Source organism: Streptomyces sp. NPDC005925, from assembly GCF_040638805.1.
GTDB lineage: Bacteria > Actinomycetota > Actinomycetes > Streptomycetales > Streptomycetaceae > Streptomyces.
On the sequence record NZ_JBEXVL010000002.1, the window covers coordinates 528,089 to 545,469 of the forward strand.

Annotated in this window: 19 protein-coding genes; 14 read left to right on the forward strand and 5 right to left on the reverse strand. The window is 73.8% G+C overall.

Annotated features, from left to right (window positions below; all coding sequences use genetic code 11):
- Positions 1-203: 203 nt before the first annotated feature.
- The 4 genes from ABZ354_RS05050 to ABZ354_RS05065 all read left to right on the forward strand — a co-directional run bounded on the left by ABZ354_RS05050 (position 204) and on the right by ABZ354_RS05065 (position 4,249).
- The gene (locus tag ABZ354_RS05050; protein WP_358653025.1) at positions 204-1,412 is read left to right on the forward strand and encodes an NYN domain-containing protein; all 1,209 of its coding nucleotides are present in this window, start codon (positions 204-206) and stop codon (positions 1,410-1,412) included.
- Between the two features lie 209 nt (positions 1,413-1,621).
- Positions 1,622-2,596: an ABC transporter ATP-binding protein gene (locus ABZ354_RS05055; protein ID WP_358653027.1), complete on the forward strand. Its 975-nt coding sequence runs from the start codon at positions 1,622-1,624 to the stop codon at positions 2,594-2,596.
- 95 nt (positions 2,597-2,691) lie between these two features.
- Positions 2,692-3,513: an ABC transporter permease gene (locus ABZ354_RS05060; protein WP_358653029.1), complete on the forward strand. Its 822-nt coding sequence runs from the start codon at positions 2,692-2,694 to the stop codon at positions 3,511-3,513.
- 34 nt (positions 3,514-3,547) lie between these two features.
- Complete coding sequence (locus ABZ354_RS05065) at positions 3,548-4,249, forward strand: AAA family ATPase (protein WP_358653031.1); 702 nt, start codon at positions 3,548-3,550, stop codon at positions 4,247-4,249.
- A gap of 51 nt (positions 4,250-4,300) precedes the next feature.
- Here the strand turns inward: ABZ354_RS05065 and ybaK are convergent, their stop codons facing one another.
- From ybaK to ABZ354_RS05085, 4 genes are all read right to left on the reverse strand, one after another.
- On the reverse strand, positions 4,301-4,810 hold the full coding sequence (gene ybaK, locus ABZ354_RS05070; protein WP_358653033.1) for a Cys-tRNA(Pro) deacylase: 510 nt from the start codon (positions 4,808-4,810) through the stop codon (positions 4,301-4,303).
- A 66-nt stretch (positions 4,811-4,876) separates the two neighbouring features.
- Positions 4,877-5,617: an LON peptidase substrate-binding domain-containing protein gene (locus ABZ354_RS05075; RefSeq protein ID WP_358653035.1), complete on the reverse strand. Its 741-nt coding sequence runs from the start codon at positions 5,615-5,617 to the stop codon at positions 4,877-4,879.
- A gap of 11 nt (positions 5,618-5,628) precedes the next feature.
- Entirely contained in the window at positions 5,629-6,675 is a 1,047-nt protein-coding gene (locus tag ABZ354_RS05080) for a hypothetical protein (RefSeq protein ID WP_358653036.1), read from the reverse strand.
- Between the two features lie 515 nt (positions 6,676-7,190).
- Entirely contained in the window at positions 7,191-8,768 is a 1,578-nt protein-coding gene (locus ABZ354_RS05085; RefSeq protein ID WP_358653038.1) for an oxidoreductase, read from the reverse strand.
- A 456-nt stretch (positions 8,769-9,224) separates the two neighbouring features.
- On the opposite strand from ABZ354_RS05085, the gene hisD reads away from it, so the two are divergent.
- The 10 genes from hisD (at position 9,225) to ABZ354_RS05135 (ending at position 16,934) form a co-directional block, all read left to right on the forward strand.
- Positions 9,225-10,565 carry a histidinol dehydrogenase gene (hisD, locus tag ABZ354_RS05090; RefSeq protein WP_358653040.1) on the forward strand — a complete coding sequence of 447 codons (1,341 nt, stop codon included), beginning with the start codon at positions 9,225-9,227 and terminating at the stop codon, positions 10,563-10,565.
- Positions 10,562-11,671, forward strand: coding sequence for a histidinol-phosphate transaminase (locus ABZ354_RS05095; RefSeq protein ID WP_358653042.1), 1,110 nt, complete (start codon positions 10,562-10,564; stop codon positions 11,669-11,671). The genes hisD and ABZ354_RS05095 overlap by 4 nt, the downstream gene beginning before the upstream one ends.
- A complete protein-coding gene (hisB, locus tag ABZ354_RS05100; RefSeq protein WP_358653044.1) occupies positions 11,668-12,261 on the forward strand; it encodes an imidazoleglycerol-phosphate dehydratase HisB in 594 nt (197 codons plus the stop codon). The genes ABZ354_RS05095 and hisB overlap by 4 nt, the downstream gene beginning before the upstream one ends.
- A complete protein-coding gene (locus tag ABZ354_RS05105; RefSeq protein WP_358653046.1) occupies positions 12,258-12,422 on the forward strand; it encodes a hypothetical protein in 165 nt (54 codons plus the stop codon). Before hisB ends, ABZ354_RS05105 begins: the two co-directional genes overlap by 4 nt.
- A complete protein-coding gene (hisH, locus tag ABZ354_RS05110) occupies positions 12,419-13,060 on the forward strand; it encodes an imidazole glycerol phosphate synthase subunit HisH (RefSeq protein ID WP_358653048.1) in 642 nt (213 codons plus the stop codon). Before ABZ354_RS05105 ends, hisH begins: the two co-directional genes overlap by 4 nt.
- A 4-nt stretch (positions 13,061-13,064) precedes the next feature.
- Entirely contained in the window at positions 13,065-13,790 is a 726-nt protein-coding gene (gene priA, locus ABZ354_RS05115; RefSeq protein WP_358653050.1) for a bifunctional 1-(5-phosphoribosyl)-5-((5-phosphoribosylamino)methylideneamino)imidazole-4-carboxamide isomerase/phosphoribosylanthranilate isomerase PriA, read from the forward strand.
- The gene (locus ABZ354_RS05120) at positions 13,787-14,197 is read left to right on the forward strand and encodes a RidA family protein (protein WP_358653052.1); all 411 of its coding nucleotides are present in this window, start codon (positions 13,787-13,789) and stop codon (positions 14,195-14,197) included. The genes priA and ABZ354_RS05120 overlap by 4 nt, the downstream gene beginning before the upstream one ends.
- On the forward strand, positions 14,194-14,949 hold the full coding sequence (hisF, locus tag ABZ354_RS05125) for an imidazole glycerol phosphate synthase subunit HisF (protein WP_358653054.1): 756 nt from the start codon (positions 14,194-14,196) through the stop codon (positions 14,947-14,949). Before ABZ354_RS05120 ends, hisF begins: the two co-directional genes overlap by 4 nt.
- 118 nt (positions 14,950-15,067) lie before the next feature.
- Complete coding sequence (locus ABZ354_RS05130) at positions 15,068-15,655, forward strand: helix-turn-helix domain-containing protein (protein WP_358653056.1); 588 nt, start codon at positions 15,068-15,070, stop codon at positions 15,653-15,655.
- Between the two features lie 13 nt (positions 15,656-15,668).
- A complete protein-coding gene (locus ABZ354_RS05135) occupies positions 15,669-16,934 on the forward strand; it encodes an MFS transporter (RefSeq protein ID WP_358653058.1) in 1,266 nt (421 codons plus the stop codon).
- 34 nt (positions 16,935-16,968) lie between these two features.
- Here ABZ354_RS05135 and ABZ354_RS05140 read toward each other — a convergent pair whose 3' ends face one another.
- Positions 16,969-17,367 carry a VOC family protein gene (locus tag ABZ354_RS05140; RefSeq protein ID WP_358653060.1) on the reverse strand — a complete coding sequence of 133 codons (399 nt, stop codon included), beginning with the start codon at positions 17,365-17,367 and terminating at the stop codon, positions 16,969-16,971.
- Positions 17,368-17,381: the final 14 nt, after the last annotated feature.

Here is a 17,381-nt window from a genome sequence, read left to right on the forward strand (position 1 = left end):
GGCTCAGGGGCCGGGGTCGGGATCAGATTCACATAGGCTGACAAAGAACGCATTTCGGTTAATTACCGTCTGTGACAGGCTTCGTCGGGCGAGGCGGTGCGGAAACGCCACGCCGAAGATCGAGTTCGGGCCGTTAACCCCCGTGCGGTCGGGCAGACTCGAAGCAAGCCCGAAGCAAACCTCCCGGAAAGAGGGTGGACCGCGTGGACCGCTGCATCGTCCTGGTGGACGCCGGGTATCTGCTGGGAGCGGCCGCCAGTCTCCTCGCCGGGGAACCGTCGCGCTCCCGCATCACCGTCGACCACGCCGCCCTCATCCAGGGCCTGCGAGAACGGGCCGAGACCGAGACCGCGCAGCCCCTGCTGCGCATCTACTGGTTCGACGGCGCCCCCGACCGCGTCCCGCAGCCCGAGCACCGCAGGCTGCGCGTGATGCCCCGGGTCACCGTCCGGCTGGGGGCGCTCACCCGGAGTGACGGCCGCTGGGCGCAAAAGGGCGTGGACGCCGCGATGCACGCCGAGCTGACCGAGCTGGCCCGCAACCGCGCCTGCTCCGACATCGTTCTCGTCACCGGCGACGGCGACCTGCTGCCCGGCATGATGGCCGCCAAGGAACACGGCGTCGCCGTCCACCTGTGGGCCGTGCAGGCCGCCGACGGCGACTACAACCAGTCCGAGGACCTGGTCGCCGAGGCCGACGAACGCCGCGTCCTGGACCGTACGTGGATCACCCGGGCGGTCCGCGCGAAGGAACTCACCGGAGTGTGCGCGCCGTCCCCGGTGCCCCGGCCGGAGATCGCCGCGATCCTGTCCGCGCCGCTGCCCGAGTCCGCCCTCGCCGCACCCGAGCGCCCGGCCGGCGAAACCGGGCGTCCGCCGGCCGCCGCGTCGAACGGCACCCCCGTCCGGACGCCCGCGGCGAAGGCCGGCGTGCCCACGCCCAAGGATCTCGCCGCCCTGCGCGTCCACGGCCAGCACCCCGCCCCGCACCCCCCGAACGCCACGCTGCGCTGGTCCTCCGACAAGGGCTGGGTGGACCGGCCGCCCGTCGAGCCGCCGGAGGCCGCGTCGATGCCGACGCTCGCCCAGCTGACCACGGCCGAGCAGCGGTGGGCCGACCGGGAGGAGGACATCACGACCGTCGGCGGCGACCCGTTCGAGGTCGGACAGGTCTTCGCCCGGCGCTGGGTGGAGCGGCTCGGCGACCCCAGCCATCTCCAGCGGCTGTCCGGCATGTACCCGCGCATCCCGCACCGCGTCGACGGGGAACTGCTGAGGTACGCGGCCCGGTTCGGACTGCTCGCCCACAAGGACGACCAGATCGACGAGCACGACCGGTATGCCATCCGGGCCGGATTCTGGCGCGAGATCGGCCTGCGCACGGGCGTCGAACACGCCCCGGCCGCCGACTGAGCCCCCGCCGCCGGGCCCCGGAACGACTGAGGCGCCTGTCGCCACGAGGCCCCGGGAGCGATCGGGACGTCTGCTCGACAGGGCCCCGGAGGCGGGTTCGGGCGCCTGTCGCCACAGGGCCCCGGGGGCGAGCCGGGCCCGTGGACCCCGTAGTCTCGTCCCTTGTGAGTACGCGCGCGGCACAGGCACTTCGGCACGATGGTGACGTCGTGTGTGCGGTACGCGGGCTGACGAAGACCTATCCGGCGGTACGGGGCAGGCGCGGCGTACCGGGCACGCCCGAGGTCAGGGCCACCGACGACGTCACGCTCGACATCCGGGGCGGCGAGATCTTCGGACTGCTCGGCCCGAACGGCGCCGGCAAGTCCACCGTCGTACGGCAGCTGACCGGGCTGATGCGGCCCGACACCGGCGGTGTCGAGATCCTCGGCCACGACATCGTGCGGCGCCCGGAACGGGCCTCGCGGATCCTCGCCTACCTCGGTCAGGAGTCCACCGCCCTCGACGAACTGACCGTGTCGCTGGCCGTCGAGACGACCGGACGGCTGCGCGGCCTGGACGTACGCGGCGCACGCGCCGAGCGGGACGGCGTCCTGGAGGAACTGGGCCTCACCGCCCTCGCCACCCGCCCGCTGAAGAAACTGTCCGGCGGGCAGCGCCGCCTCGCCTGCTTCGCCGCCGTGCTGGTGGGGGAGCGCCCGCTGCTCGTCCTCGACGAGCCGACCACCGGCATGGACCCGGTGGCGCGGCGCGCCGTGTGGGCCGCAGTCGACCGGCGCCGCGCCGAGCGCGGCACGACCGTCCTGCTCGTCACGCACAACGTCATCGAGGCCGAGACCGTCCTCGACCGGGTCGCCGTCCTCGACCGGGGACGCGTCATCGCCTGCGACACCCCGGCCGGGCTGAAGAAGCAGGTCGCGGGCGAGGTCCGCGTCGACCTGGTGTGGCGCGAGGACGCCCCGCTGCACGTGCCCGAGGTGGCCGCGCTGCGGGACCACGCCGTGCGGTCGGGCCGGCGCTGGACGCTGCGGCTCGCGCCCGAGGAGGCCCGCGCCGTCGTCGCCACCGTCACGGGCGGCGCCGCCTTCGCCGCCCTGGACGACTTCACGCTGGCCACGCCCAGCCTGGAGGACGTGTACCTGGCACTGGGCGGCGCCGCGCGGCAGGGTCTGGTGAAGGCGTGAACCCACGGGTCCTGAGCGCGGCGGCCCCCGCGTCCGTATCGCAGGACGGCGGGGCGGGAGCCGGAGTCGAACCTGGTGAAGGGGAGCAGCGCGACGTGAGTGCCGTACCCGCCGATGTCCTGCCGGACGGTGCCCCGGCCGCCGGGGCAAGCGCGACGCGCGCCGCCGAACTCGGGCCGCGGGCGAGCCTGTGGCCGGCGCTGGCGGCCGTGTACCGGGCGCAGCTGTCCCGGGCGCGGGTCGCGCGGATCCCGCTGCTGTTCGTGGCGACCTTCCAGTCCATCGGCATCATGATCCTCATGCGGGGCGTCGTGGACGGCGGCGAGGAGGCGCGGGCCGTCGTCGCCGGTTCCGCCGTACTCGTCGTCGCGTTCGTCGCGCTGAACCTGCTCGCCCAGTACTTCGGCCGGCTGCGGGCCGGCGGCGGTCTCGACCACTACGCGACACTGCCGGTGCCGCCCGCCGCTGTGGTGCTCGGCGCTGCCGGGGCGTACGCGTCCTTCACGGTGCCCGGTACGGTCGTGACCGCCGTCTGCGGCTGTGTGCTGTTCGGGCTGCCGATGACGCACCTGTGGGTGCTGGCCGCGGTGATCCCGCTCGCGGGCGCCGCGCTCGCCGGGCTCGGGGCGGCCCTGGGGCTGCTCGCGCCGCGGCCGGAACTGGCCACGCTGCTCGGCCAGCTCGGCATGTCGGCGGCGCTGCTGCTCGGCGTGCTGCCCGCCGGCCGGATGCCCGAGGTGGTGCGCCTGGCGCGCGGCCTGCTGCCGTCGACGTACGGCGTGGAGGCCTTCGCGCGGACCTTCGGGCCCCACCCGGACTGGATGGTCGTCCTCGGTGACCTCGCCGTGTGCGGCCTCGTCGGCGTCGTCTCGCTCGCCGTGGCGACCTGGGCCTACCGCCGGGCCGCCGTCCGGTGACGCGTCGCGCGGCCGGGCCTGGCACGATGTCAGGGTGACCGCACCTCATACGCCACCCCCACCACCGCACGAACAGTCCGCGCACCGGATGGGGCAGCCGCCCGCCGGGTACGCGGCGGACGCGCCTGGGGGAGGCGGGCTCGGCTGGTACGGACAGGACGGCCCCGGTATGAAGACGGAACTGCGGGAGGCCGCCGTGATCACGGTGGCGGTCGCACTCGGCGGAGCGCTGCTCGGCCTGCTGTGGTGGTGGCTCGCGCCGCACGTGCCCCTGGTCGGCGACACCTCGAGCACCGGATGGGTGGTCTACCTCAAGGACACCGAGGGCGAGCAGGCGGTGGGCGTGGACGGAACGTTCACGCTGCTCGCGCTGGCTTTCGGCACCGTCAGCGCGGGCCTCGCCTTCCTGGCGCGGCGGCGCGGGGGAGTGCCCCTGGTCGTCGCGCTCGCCGTCGGCGGACTGCTCGGCTCGCTGCTCGCGTGGCGGCTCGGGGTGTGGCTCGGTCCCGAACAGGACGTGGTCGCACACGCCAGGAGGATCGGCGAGGGCGTCACCTTCTCGGCGCCGCTCCGGCTCGGCGCGAAGGGCGCGCTGCTGGCGTGGCCCTTCGCCACGCTCGTCGTCCACCTCGGCCTGATGACGATGTTCGGCCCCCGGGACCCTGAGCCGTACGCGGAGCCGCAGAATCAGCAGGGCGCGCAGGGGCACCAGGGGACGCCGCCGCCGAAGGGTTGAGGCGTCGCGGGGGCCGGGCCCGGGTGGCCGGCCCCGGCCCCGCGAGACGGCTCAGGCCCGGCCGACCGGGGCCAGGACCGCGTCCGTCAGCTTCGCCAGGTCGTCCGGGGCGAGTTCGACCTCCAGGCCGCGGCGGCCCGCCGAGACACAGATCGTGGCGTGCGCCGACGCCGACGCGTCCAGCACGGTGCGCAGCCGCTTGCGCTGGCCGAGCGGCGAGATGCCGCCGCGGACGTAGCCCGTGGTGCGTTCCGCGAGCGCCGGGTCGGCCATCGCGGCGCGCTTGCCGCCGACCGCCGCGGCGAGCGCCTTGAGGTCCAGCTGACCGGCCACCGGCACGACCGCGACCGTCGGAATCCCGTCCACGTCCGCGACGAGCGTCTTGAAGACCCGGTCCGGAGAGACCCCCATCGCCTCGGCGGCCTCCTCGCCGTACGACGGATGGGCGGGATCATGGTCGTAGGCGTGCACCGTGTACGTCACCCCGGCCGCCGTGAGCGCCACCGTCGCCGGGGTGCCGCCCGGTCCCTTGTCCTGCTGCTTCTTCGACTTCTTCGCCATCCCGGCCCATTCCTGATGGTGCTGCTGGGTGCTACGGGTCCTGCTTGTTTCCGGGGGGTGCCCGCCTCAGTTGAGGCACGTGGGGCCGCGGGTCAGGTCCGCCGCCGGCAACGACGGAAGCCTACGGATGATCGCCGTCTCCGAGCGCAGCAGTCTCAGCTCGTCGCGCAGCCTGGACGCGGTGTCCGGCGCCTGCAGCAGGCGCTGCTTCGTCGGGATGTCCAGCATCATCGCGGCGGCCACCAGGTACGACACCACGGACGGATCGTCCGGCAGTTCGGCCCCGGTCGCCAGCGACCGCTCCCGCGCCCCCGCCAGCCGCTTCTGGTACTGGCGGAAGGCCCGCAGCACGCCCTCGGCCAGCGCCCCCGCCCCGTCGCCCGGCCCCTCCTCCACGGGCGCGAGCCCGGCCGTCAGGAACGGGCCCGAGGCGTCCACCGACAGCAGCCGCATCCGGGTCGTGCCGGTCGCCAGCACCTCGAAGGTGCCGTCGGCGCGCTCCCGGATCGTCGCCGCGTCCGCGACGCAGGCCATCGTGTGGAACGCCTTGGCCGGATCCGGCCCGAAACCGGCGGCCGGCCCGCTCTCCGGCGCGGCCGTCGGGTCGGGCAGACCGGGCAGGGCGGACGCCACCTCGTGGCCGTCGCGGATCGCCACGACGGCGAACCGGCGCGGTTCGTCCTCGGAGATCTTCAGCAAGTCGCGCATCATGGCGCGGTAGCGCTCCTCGAAGACGGTGAGAGGAAGCACCAGCCCCGGGAACAGCACCGCGTTCAGGGGGAAGAGGGGGAGCCGGACGGTGGTCACGACCCAGAAGCCTAGTGCTCCATACGGCGGAGCCGTCCGCATCGCCCACCGGCCGGGCGTCCGATGCCGGTGGCCGGCCCGGCTTGGGCCACCGCGGTGCGTACGTCGCCCCGCACTGTGAGGAAACGGCCGAGCGGGTCCTCGGTGTCCCCGTCCCAGGGGAAGGACGTGGCGTACGGGCCGGTCCGCCGGAACTCCTCCAGGGCGTCCCGGGGCCGCTCGAGGCGCACCAGGACGTACGCCAGCATGTTGCGCAGGCGCGCGGTCCAGGGGTCGGGCGGCCCGGACAGCGAGGACAGGGCGACGGCCCGGTCGGCCGCCGCGTGCAGCCGGACCCGGACCGCCCCGGCCGGGTCGCCCTCTGCCGGATCGCCTTCACTCAGGCAGGTGAACGCCGCCCGCAGCGGCAGGGCCTGCACCAGAGCGTCGAGCGGCGCGTCCTGCGCCGCCGTCTCGGCGAAGTCCAGGCACTCGCGGTGGGCGCCGGGTGAGGCCGCGGCGAGGTGAGCGAGGGCGGCGACGTGGCAGCCGTAGTGATGCGGGTCGCGGCGCACCGCCTCCCGCCACAGTCGCGCGAACTCGGCGTACGGGGCGGCGGTGCCGCGCACGCGGTCCAGGGCGACCCGCCAGGGGACCGGGTCGGGCCCGCCGTGCTCGAGGGCCGCCAGGACCGGCGGGTGCGCCAGGTGCAGCAGCTCGGCGGGGGCCGGCGACTCCCAGCAGCGGTCCACGGCCAGCCGGGCGCGCACCAGCAGCGCGCCGGCGTCGCGCGGGGCGGCGGCCGACCAGAGCTGGAGCCATTCGGGGCGGAACCGCGCGAAGCGCGCGAGCCGGGTCGCGTACCGGTCGCGGCGGTCCCACTCGGCGCCCTCCCGGGTGGCGGCGAGCAGGGCGGCGGCCGGCCGGTACTCGCCGCGCGCGGCGGCCACCAGCACCGGGCCGAGCCGCTCGTCCGGGGCGTCGAGCAGTACGTCCCCGTCGCCGGGCAGCCCGAACGGCAGCGGCGACGGCCTCCGCCGCGGCCGTGCGGTACGGAGGAACGGGTTCAGCAGAGCCATGGTGGGGGCCCTCCTCGGCGCCGTGACCGGCGTCGGGACCGACACCGGCGCCGCAACGGCGGTACCGGTTCGCTCGCCGACGTGGTCGTGCGGTCAGTGTGTGTCGCGGCTGTGATGACCGGCGGCGAACGGCGATGGTTGTGCGGCCGGACGGATGGTGTGGGGGCGCGTGGGTGGACGGTCCCGAGGGCCGCCACGGCTGTGCCCTTCTGCCGGACGGACGCCGGGCCTGCCCCGGCTGCTCACCCGGCCGGTCGAGCGCGGCCGTGTCCCGCGCCGGTCACACGCGGCTGTGCCCCGGGGCGGGGCCGGGGTCCGCCCCGGCCTGCGGGCCAGGTCGGCGGGTGTCGCCGCGCCGGAGGGGTTCGGCCGGCGCCCGTGTGCCACGTCGTGCGGCCGGGGCTCCACCCCGGGCCGGTCGACGGGGCCCGTACCTCTCGATGCCGGCCGGTGGCGTCCTCCCCGGGCGGACCGGCCGGGGGCGGCGCCGGAGCCCCGCCGCCGCCCGCCCGCCGTCAGCTCCGGCGCAGCAGGCGGGTCGCGCCCGCCGCCACCGTCGTCGCGAGGACCCAGCCCAGCAGGATCATCGCCGCGGCCAGCCACTGCCAGCCGCCGTTCAGCTGCCAGAAGCCCACCTGACCCAGCTCGATGACCGGAAGCAGCAGGTCGAGGGCGAACAGGGCGGGGTCCCAGTCGGGATGCTCACCCCGCTTCAGCGGTGGATGGTCGGCGTGCGCGAAGGCGAAGGAGCTTGCCGCCCACAGCACCGCCATCCACACCGCGGCCCGGCCCGGCCGGTACCCGTAGGCGACCGTCCAGTCCTGGGCGTACCCCCACAGCTTCGCGGCCAGCGGCAGGCTCTCGCGGCGTCTGCGCTGCTTGGCGAGCAGCACCTCGCGCGCGTCCTCGTCCTCGCCGCCGGCCCGCAGCACCGCGGCGAGCAGCTCGTACGGCTCGGGGTTGTACTCGGCGGTCGCGGCGGCCACCCAGCCGAGGCGCTCGGCGAGCGGGAACGGGCCGCGCGGCACCAGGTTCTCGTAGGTGAAACCGCCCATGTGCAGCCGGCCCGGGCCCGGCCAGCTGTCGGCCCGGTCCATCAGGTTCACGACGCGTGCCCCGGACAGCACCACCCGGCCGCGCTCCATGTGTTCGCCGAGGAAGCGCAGCTCGGGTGTCTGCACCCGGCGCAGCGACACCTCCTGGTCGTCGGTGAGGGTGAATCTGGCCTGGCCGAAATCGAGCGCGTCCCCGAACCGTCCGTCGTCCAGCCGCACCCCGCCCCGGCACTCGAAGCGCTGGACGCGGGTGCCCTGCGCCGGTGTCGTGCCGCTCATCAGGGGGTTCCCGAGACCGGCGGGCGTCAGGTACAGGGTCCGTTCCACGGTGAGCTGGGGGGCGTTCAGCGCGAGGGGCGTGTACCGGTTGGACAGCCGGGCGCCCCGCAGGCTCAGCGAGACGCCGACCGTGGCGCCGCGCAGGCGCACCTCGCCGTCGGTCTCCAGCATCTCCGCCTGGAGGTCCTGGCCGACCGCGAGGCCGTCGGCGGAGATCGAGCGGCCACTGCGGTCGCGGTGCACGATCGCCTGGTTGAGCATCAGGTCGGTGCCGATCTGGGCGTCGGTGAGCCGGATGCCGTGGTGGAACCGGCAGCGCGGCAGGTGCAGGTCACCCTCCGTGTGCACGCGGGCCGCCTCCAGCCTCGGGACGTCGCAGTCCACCAGCCGGAGGGTGCTGAAGCGCGCCTCCGGCAGCAGGATCTCCCGCTCGAAGCGGCAGTGGCGCATCTCCAGGTACGGCGAGACCGTGCCGCCCGCGAGGTCCAGTGTGCCGCTGATGCGCACGCCGAACAGCTTCAGCGCCGCGACCCGTCCCGCGAGCGCGGGCGGCCCGTCCAGCAGCAGCCAGCACACGATGCGGGCCCGTACGGTCCGCTCGGGGCCCCACGGATGCCCGCCGTGCGGGTCGTCCACCGCCGGGTCCCCGCTGCTCAGGTCGTACACGCTGCCGTTGCGGAAGGCCTGCCACATGCCGGCCTCGGCGGCGGTCAGGTCGTCCGGCAGTTCTCCGGCGCGGAGGCCCGCCCCCTCGTTCACAGCACCCCCTCCCTCCTCTGCTACTCACCGGTCGGTGTCTTCGTACACCTGTTCATGCCCGCTGAGTGACGAAACGAACGCCGAAAGTCACTAAAAGTAGCGGTGACTTCCCGGCTGGCCCGAGGGTGCCGCACCGGCCGCCCCGAGGCGTGCCGAAAGGGCTCGTTTCAGTCATTCGGCCGGGGGCGCGTGAGGGGTGCGTTTCAGCCGTGCGCGCGGCCCGAGCGGACGGCCCTGCCTGAGCCCTCCGCACCGCCGGGTGGCGCACCGCACCGCCGGGTGGCGCACCGCACCGCCGGGTGGCGCACCGCACTGCCGGGTCGCGCACCGCCCCGTCGGCCCCGCAGCCCGTCGGCCTGCCGCCGGCCGACCGTTCCGGACGCCGCCCGAAGCGGCTCGTATCAGCCATTGATACGTGCGGACAGCGCCCGGCGCGGGTCTGAGAGAATTGGGCACGTGCTGCAACATTCCTTCCTGGCCCGAATCGATCTGCGCGGCGACGCCCTCCCGGAGGGCCCCGCTCTGCGCGACCTGCTGCCCCGAGCCGACTTCGACGTCTCGGCCGCCCTCGAGAAGGTGCGTCCGATCTGCGAGGACGTGCATCATCGCGGCGACGCGGCACTGATCGACTTCGCCGAGCGCTTCGACGGGGTGAAGCTCGACCAGGTGCGGGTTCCGGCCGCGGCGATCGAGCGCGCACTGGAGGAGCTGGATCCGGCCGTCCGCGCGGCCCTGGAGGAGTCCGTCCGCCGTGCCCGCCTCGTGCACCGCGCCCAGCGCCGTACGACCCACGTCACGCAGGTCGTGCCCGGCGGCACGGTCACCGAGAAGTGGGTGCCGGTGGAGCGCGTCGGGCTGTACGCGCCCGGCGGCCGGTCGGTCTACCCCTCCTCCGTGATCATGAACGCGGTGCCCGCCCAGGAGGCCGGTGTCGAGTCGATCGCGCTCGCCTCGCCCGCCCAGGCCGACTTCGGCGGCCTGCCGCACCCGACGATCCTCGCCGCGTGCGCCCTGCTGGGAGTGGACGAGGTGTACGCGGCGGGCGGCGCGACCGCCGTCGCGATGTTCGCGTACGGCACCGAGTCCTGCCCGCCCGCGAACATGGTCACCGGCCCCGGCAACATCTGGGTGGCCGCCGCCAAGCGCTACTTCACCGGCCGCATCGGCATCGACGCCGAGGCCGGCCCCACCGAGATCGCCGTCCTGGCCGACGCGGGCGCCGACCCGGCGCACGTCGCCTCCGACCTGATCAGCCAGGCCGAGCACGACCCGCTGGCCGCCGCCGTCCTCGTCACCGACTCCCCGGAGCTCGCCGACGCGGTCGACAAGGAGCTCCGGCCGCAGGTCGCCGCCACCAAGCACGTCGACGACCGGATCGTGCCGGCTCTTCGGGGCAGGCAGTCCGCGATCGTGCTGGTCGACTCCATCGAGGAGGGCCTGCGCGTGGTCGACGCGTACGGCGCGGAGCACCTGGAGATCCAGACCGCCGACGCCGCCGCGGTCGCCGACCGGGTGAAGAACGCCGGCGCGATCTTCGTCGGCCCGTGGGCGCCCGTCTCCCTCGGGGACTACGCGGCCGGATCGAACCACGTCCTGCCCACCGGCGGCTGCGCCTGCCACTCCTCCGGCCTGTCCGTGCAGTCGTTCCTGCGCGGCATCCACGTCGTGGACTACACGCGCGACGCGCTCGCCGACGTCGCCCACCACGTGGTGACACTCGCCGAGGCCGAGGACCTGCCCGCGCACGGTGCGGCGATCAAGGCACGTTTCGACTGGAAGGTGCCGGAGGGCAAGTGAACATCCGGATCGACGATCTCCCCGTACGGGACGAGCTGCGCGGCAAGTCCCCGTACGGCGCGCCCCAGCTGGACGTCCCCGTCCGGCTGAACACCAACGAGAACCCCTACCCGCTGCCCGAACCGCTGGTCGAGCGGATCGCCGAGCGGGTTCGTGAGGCAGCCCGGCACCTCAACCGCTATCCGGACCGGGACGCCGTCGAACTGCGCACCCGGCTCGCCGCGTACCTGACGGACACCTCCGGGTACGAGGTCGCTCTCGCCAACGTGTGGGCGGCCAACGGCTCCAACGAGGTCATCCAGCAGCTGCTGCAGACCTTCGGCGGGCCCGGCCGCACGGCCATCGGCTTCGAGCCGTCGTACTCGATGCACAGCCTCATCGCGCGCGGCACCGGCACCGGCTGGATCTCCGGCCCGCGCAACGACGACTTCACCATCGACCTGGCGGCGGCCGAGAAAGCCGTGGCCGAGCACCGGCCCGACGTCGTCTTCATCACGACCCCCAACAACCCCACCGGCACCGCCGTCCCGCCCGAGACGGTCCGCGCGCTGTACGACGCGGCGCAGGCGGCCAAGCCGTCCATGGTGGTCCTGGACGAGGCGTACATCGAGTTCAGCCACGGCGACTCGCTGCTGGCACTGCTCGACGGCCGCCCCCACCTCGTCGTCTCCCGCACCATGTCCAAGGCGTTCGGCGCGGCCGGGCTGCGCCTGGGCTACCTCGCCGCGCACCCGGCCGTCGTGGACGCCGTCCAGCTCGTCCGGCTGCCGTACCACCTCTCGGCCGTCACCCAGGCGACCGCGCTGGCCGCCCTGGAACACACCGGCACCCTGCTGAAGTACGTCCGGCAGCTCAAGGCCGAGCGGGACCGGCTCGTCGCCGAACTGCGCGCGAACGGCTACGAAGTGACCGAGTCCGACGCCAACTTCGTCCAGTTCGGGCGCTTCGACGACTCCCACGCCGCCTGGCGGGACATCCTCGACCGGGGCGTGCTGGTCCGGGACAACGGCGTACCGGGATGGCTGCGGGTCACCGCCGGCACCCCCGCCGAGAACGACGCGTTCCTCGACGCGGTCCGTGACATGAAGAAGGAGCAGAGCGCATGAGCCGCGTCGGACGCGTGGAGCGCACCACCAAGGAGACCTCGGTGCTCGTCGAGATCGACCTCGACGGCACCGGCCGAACCGACATCACCACCGGCGTCGGGTTCTACGACCACATGCTCGACCAGCTCGGCCGGCACGGCCTGTTCGACCTGACCGTGAAGACCGAGGGCGACCTGCACATCGACTCCCACCACACCATCGAGGACACCGCCCTCGCGCTGGGCGCCGCCTTCAGGCAGGCCCTCGGCGACAAGGTGGGCATCTACCGCTTCGGCAACTGCACGGTCCCGCTGGACGAGTCCCTCGCGCAGGTCACCGTCGACCTGTCCGGCCGCCCCTACCTCGTGCACACCGAGCCCGAGAAGATGGCGCCGATGATCGGCGAGTACGACACGACGATGACCCGGCACATACTGGAGTCGTTCGTCGCGCAGGCGCAGATCGCGCTGCACGTGCACGTGCCCTACGGGCGCAACGCGCACCACATCGTGGAGTGCCAGTTCAAGGCCCTCGCCCGTGCCCTGCGTTACGCGTCCGAGCGCGACCCGCGCGCGGCCGGCATCCTCCCCTCCACGAAGGGCGCCCTGTGAACGGCCTGTCCACCCTGCTGATCGTCGTCGGTCTCTTCCTGCTCGGCGGCGTGATCTCCTTCGTCAAGCAGCAGATGCCCAAGAGCCTGATCGTGCTCCTCTCCATCGGCACCGCGATGTGCCTCGTCGCGGGCGTCATGAGGCTGGAGGTGTGGAGTTGACCGCCCCCAGGAAGGTCGTCGTCTTCGACTACGGCTTCGGCAACGTCCGTTCCGCCGAGCGCGCCCTCGCCCGCGCGGGCGCCGACGTCGAGATCACCCGTGACTTCGACCGGGCCATGAACGCCGACGGGCTGCTGGTGCCCGGCGTCGGCGCGTTCGCCGCCTGCATGGACGGGCTGACCGCGGCGCGCGGCGACTGGATCGTGGACCGGCGGCTGTCCGGGGGACGCCCCGTCCTCGGCATCTGCGTCGGCATGCAGATCCTCTTCGCGCGCGGCATCGAGCACGGCGTGGAGGCCGAGGGGCTCGGCGAGTGGCCCGGCTCGGTCGAACCCCTCCAGGCCGACGTCGTGCCCCACATGGGCTGGAACACCGTCGAGGCACCGGCCGACTCCCAACTGTTCGCCGGCCTGGACGCGGACGCCCGGTACTACTTCGTGCACTCCTACGCCGTGCACGACTGGAACCTGGAGACCCACAACCCGGCCTTCGCCGCGCCCAAGGTCACCTGGACCACGCACGGCAAGCCCTTCGTGGCGGCCGTGGAGAACGGCGCGCTGTGGGCGACGCAGTTCCACCCCGAGAAGTCCGGCGACGCCGGCGCCCAGCTCCTCACCAACTGGATCGGAACCCTGTAGAGACATGGCCACGCTCGAACTCCTCCCCGCCGTAGACGTCCGCGACGGCCAGGCCGTGCGCCTCGTGCACGGCGAGTCCGGCACCGAGACCTCCTACGGCTCGCCGCTTCAGGCCGCCCTCGCCTGGCAGCGCTCCGGCGCCGAGTGGCTGCACCTCGTGGACCTGGACGCCGCGTTCGGCACCGGGAACAACCGCGAGCTGATCGCCGGGGTCGCGCAGGCCATGGACATCAAGGTGGAGCTGTCCGGCGGTATCCGCGACGACGACACCCTCGCCGCCGCGCTCGCCACCGGCTGCACCCGCGTCAACCTCGGCACGGCCGCCCTGGAGACCCCCGAGTGGGTCGCCGGGGTCATCGCCGAGCACGGCGACAAGATCGCCGTCGGCCTCGACGTCCGCGGCACGACGCTGCGCGGCCGGGGCTGGACCCGCGACGGCGGCGACCTCTACGAGACGCTGGAGCGCCTCGACAAGGAGGGCTGCGCGCGGTACGTGGTCACGGACATCGCCAAGGACGGCACCCTCCAGGGGCCCAACCTGGAGCTGCTGAAGAACGTCTGCGCGGCCACCGACCGCCCCGTCGTCGCCTCCGGCGGCGTCTCCTCCCTGGACGACCTGCGTGCCATCGCCGGCCTCGTCCCGCTCGGCGTCGAGGGCGCCATCGTCGGAAAGGCCCTGTACGCCGAGGCGTTCACCCTGGAAGAGGCCCTGGCGGCGGTGGCCGAGTGAGCGACGTACGACGCGTCTCGTCCGGCGGGCCCTGGGAGGAGGCCTTCGGCTACTCCCGCGCGGTGGAACTGCCGAACGGACTGGTGCTGGTGTCCGGCTGCACGTCCGTCGTGGACGGCCAGATCGTCGCGGGTGACCCCTACGAGCAGACGGCCAACGCCTTCGAGTCGGCCTTCTCGGCGCTGCGTCAGCTGGGCCTCGGCCGCGACGACGTCGTCCGCACCCGCATGTACCTCACCCACGCCCGGGACGTGGACGAGGTGGGACGCGCCCACAAGGAGCTGTTCGACACGGTCCGCCCCGCCGCATCCATGATCATCGTCTCCGGCTTCGTGGACCCCAATCTGGTGGTCGAGGTCGAGGTGGAGGCGTACCGGCCCGGCGGAGAACACGGAGCATCCGCATGACCCTGGCCGTACGAGTCATCCCCTGCCTGGACGTGGACGACGGCCGGGTCGTCAAGGGCGTCAACTTCGAGAACCTGCGCGACGCGGGCGACCCCGTCGAGATGGCCAAGGTGTACGACGCCGAGGGTGCCGACGAGCTGACGTTCCTGGACATCACCGCCTCGTCCGGCAACCGCGAGACCACCTACGACGTGGTGCGCCGCACCGCCGAGCAGGTGTTCATCCCGCTGACGGTCGGCGGCGGTGTCCGTACGGCCGAGGACGTGGACAAGCTGCTGCGCGCGGGCGCCGACAAGGTGGGGGTCAACACCGCCGCCATCGCCCGCCCGGACCTCATCCGAGAGATCGCCGAACGCTTCGGACGGCAGGTCCTCGTCCTGTCGGTGGACGCGCGGCGCACCGGGCCGGGCTCCTTCGAGGTCACCACGCACGGCGGCCGCCAGGGCACCGGCATGGACGCGGTCGAGTGGGCGCACCGGGCCGCCGAGCTGGGCGCGGGCGAGATCCTGCTCAACTCGATGGACGCGGACGGCACCAAGGACGGCTACGACCTGGAGATGATCAGAGCGGTCCGGGAGCACGTGACCGTCCCGGTGATCGCCTCCGGCGGCGCCGGCAGGCTCGCCGACTTCGCCCCGGCCGTCGAGGCGGGCGCAAACGCCGTCCTGGCGGCCTCCGTCTTCCACTTCGGCGACCTGCGCGTCGGCGAGGTGAAACAGGCGCTGCGCGCGGCCGGGCAACCGGTCAGGTAGCGCGCGGCACGCGGGGCCCCGGTCGCCAGGAGCGGCCGGGGCTTTCCCGTGCCCGACGTGAAAGAAAAACTGCGCAAGATAAGTTGTGCAATTTTTCTTTTCTGTCTACGGTTCGGGTATGGCGAGCAAGGAGAACCGGCGGATCACCGACATGGGCACGCTCAAGGCGCTGGCCCACCCCCTGCGGATGCGGCTGTACCGGCTGCTGTACGTCAGCCGCACGGCCACCGCCTCGCACCTCGCCGACCAGGTCGACGAGGCGGTGTCCCTGGTCAGCTACCACCTGCGCAAGCTCGCCGACCACGGCCTGATCGAGCAGGCCGACCCGCAGAGCGAGGACGGACGCGAACGGTGGTGGCGGCCCGCGTCGGACGGCCTCAGCATCCACGACGAGGACTTCAGCGACGCCCCGGAGAAGGCCGCCGCGCACGCCGCCGCCTCCCGGCTCATCCACGAGCAGCGCAGCGAGCTCTACCGCCGGCACCTCGACACCCGGTCCCACTGGAGCGCCGAGTGGAAGAGCGCCTCCCTCGACTCCGAGTACCTGGCACGGCTCACCGCGGCCGAACTCGCCGAACTGTCCGGGGAGTTGCACGCCCTGCTGAAGAAGTACGACGCGAGGGGCCGCGCCGCCGAGGCCGCAGGGGACAGCGAAGGGCGCGAGAACGTCGCGCTGCACGTGTACGGCTTCCCGTTCCGCGTCTGAGAGGCGTCCGCCCGTGGCCACGACACTCCCCGGGGAAACCCCCGTCACCGCCGGGCCCGCCCACCGGGACGGCAACGTCCTGCGCTGGGTCGGCGCCTACACCGCGTCGATGGTCGGCGACCAGATGTACTACATCGCCCTGTCCTGGGCGGCTGTGAGCGCCGGTACACCCGCGCAGGCCGGGCTCGTGATGACGGCGAGCGCGGTGCCGCGCGCGCTGCTGATGCTGGCCGGGGGAGTGATCGCCGACCGGTTCGGGCCGCGCCGGGTCGTCATCGTCAGCGACACCGTGCGCTGCGCGGCCGTCCTCGCCGTGGCCTCCCTGCTGTTCCTCACCGAACCCGGGCTGTGGCCGCTGGCCGCGCTCGCCGTGGTGTTCGGCACCGTGGACGCCGTGTTCGTGCCCGCCGTGGGCGCCCTGCCCGCGCGGGTGACGAGCCGGGACCAGCTCGCGCGGGTGCAGGGCATGCGCGGTCTCGCCGTGCGCGTCGCGGGCGTCGTCGGCGCCCCGCTGGGCGGCCTCGGTGTGGCCCTCGGCGGCGCCGCCACCGCGTTCGCCCTGGCGGGCCTGCTGATCGCGGTGTCGGTACCGCTGCTGATCGGCGTCCGTGTCCGGGACCTGCCGCCGGACGACACCCCGCCCGCGACGGCCGCCGCGAAGGCCCCGGCCGGGGCCCGGGCCGAACTGCGCGACGGGCTGCGCCACATCCGCCGGCACCGCGTCCTCGCCCCGCTCGTGCTGGCCATCGCCCTCGGGGACCTCGGCTTCGTCGGCCCCCTCAACGTCGGGCTGACCCTGCTGGCCGACGAACGCGGCTGGGGCGCCACCGGCATGGGCTGGGTGCTCGCCGGCTTCGGCACGGGCGCCGGCCTCGCCTCGCTGCTGCTCGTCGTCCGGGGCCGGCTGCCGCACGCCGGGTACGCCGTGGCGGGCACGATCCTTCCCGGCGCCGCCGCCATGGGATATCTCGCGTACGCGCCCGGGGTCGTGGCGGCCGTCGGCACCGCGCTGCTCGTCGGACTGCTCGTCGGGCTCAGCGGTGCCGTGTGCGGCGCCCTGCTGCAGACCCAGTCCGAGCCCGCCTACCTCGGCCGCGTGTCCTCCGCCGCGAGCCTCGTCTCCCTGGGCCTCGCCCCGCTCAGCATGCCGGTGGCCGCCGCCGCGATCGGCGCCTGGGGCACCGGCCCGGTGTTCGTCACGAGCGCGGTGGTCTGCGGACTCGGCGGGGTCGTCGCGCTCTGCTTCCCCGGCCTCAGAGAAGCCGTACTGCCGGGCTGACCCGGCAGCCGAGCCCCTCGGCCGACCTCGCCCGCTAGATCTTCGGCTGCGTCAGCTGGATCAGGTTGCCCACCGTGTCGTCCAGGACGGCCGTGAGCACCGGGCCCTGCTCCTGCGGCTCCTGCGGGAAGAGCACGCCGAGGCCGCGCAGCCGCTCGTACTCGGCGCGCACGTCGTCCACCGAGAACACGATGGAGGGCAGCCCCGCCTCCCGCACCGCCCTGCGGTACGGCTCCGCGATCGGGCCCCGACCCGGCTCGAGCAGCAACTGGAGGTCCGGCTGGGCGCCGTGGGGCGCCCCCACCGTGACGAACGGACTGCCGCCGCCCGCGTCCATGCGGAAGCGCGTCTCGAAGCCCAGGACATCCGTGTAGAAGGCATGCGCCCTGGCGACGTCGTCGACGTACACGCTGGTCATGGCGACCTTGATCACGGGGTGTCCTTCCG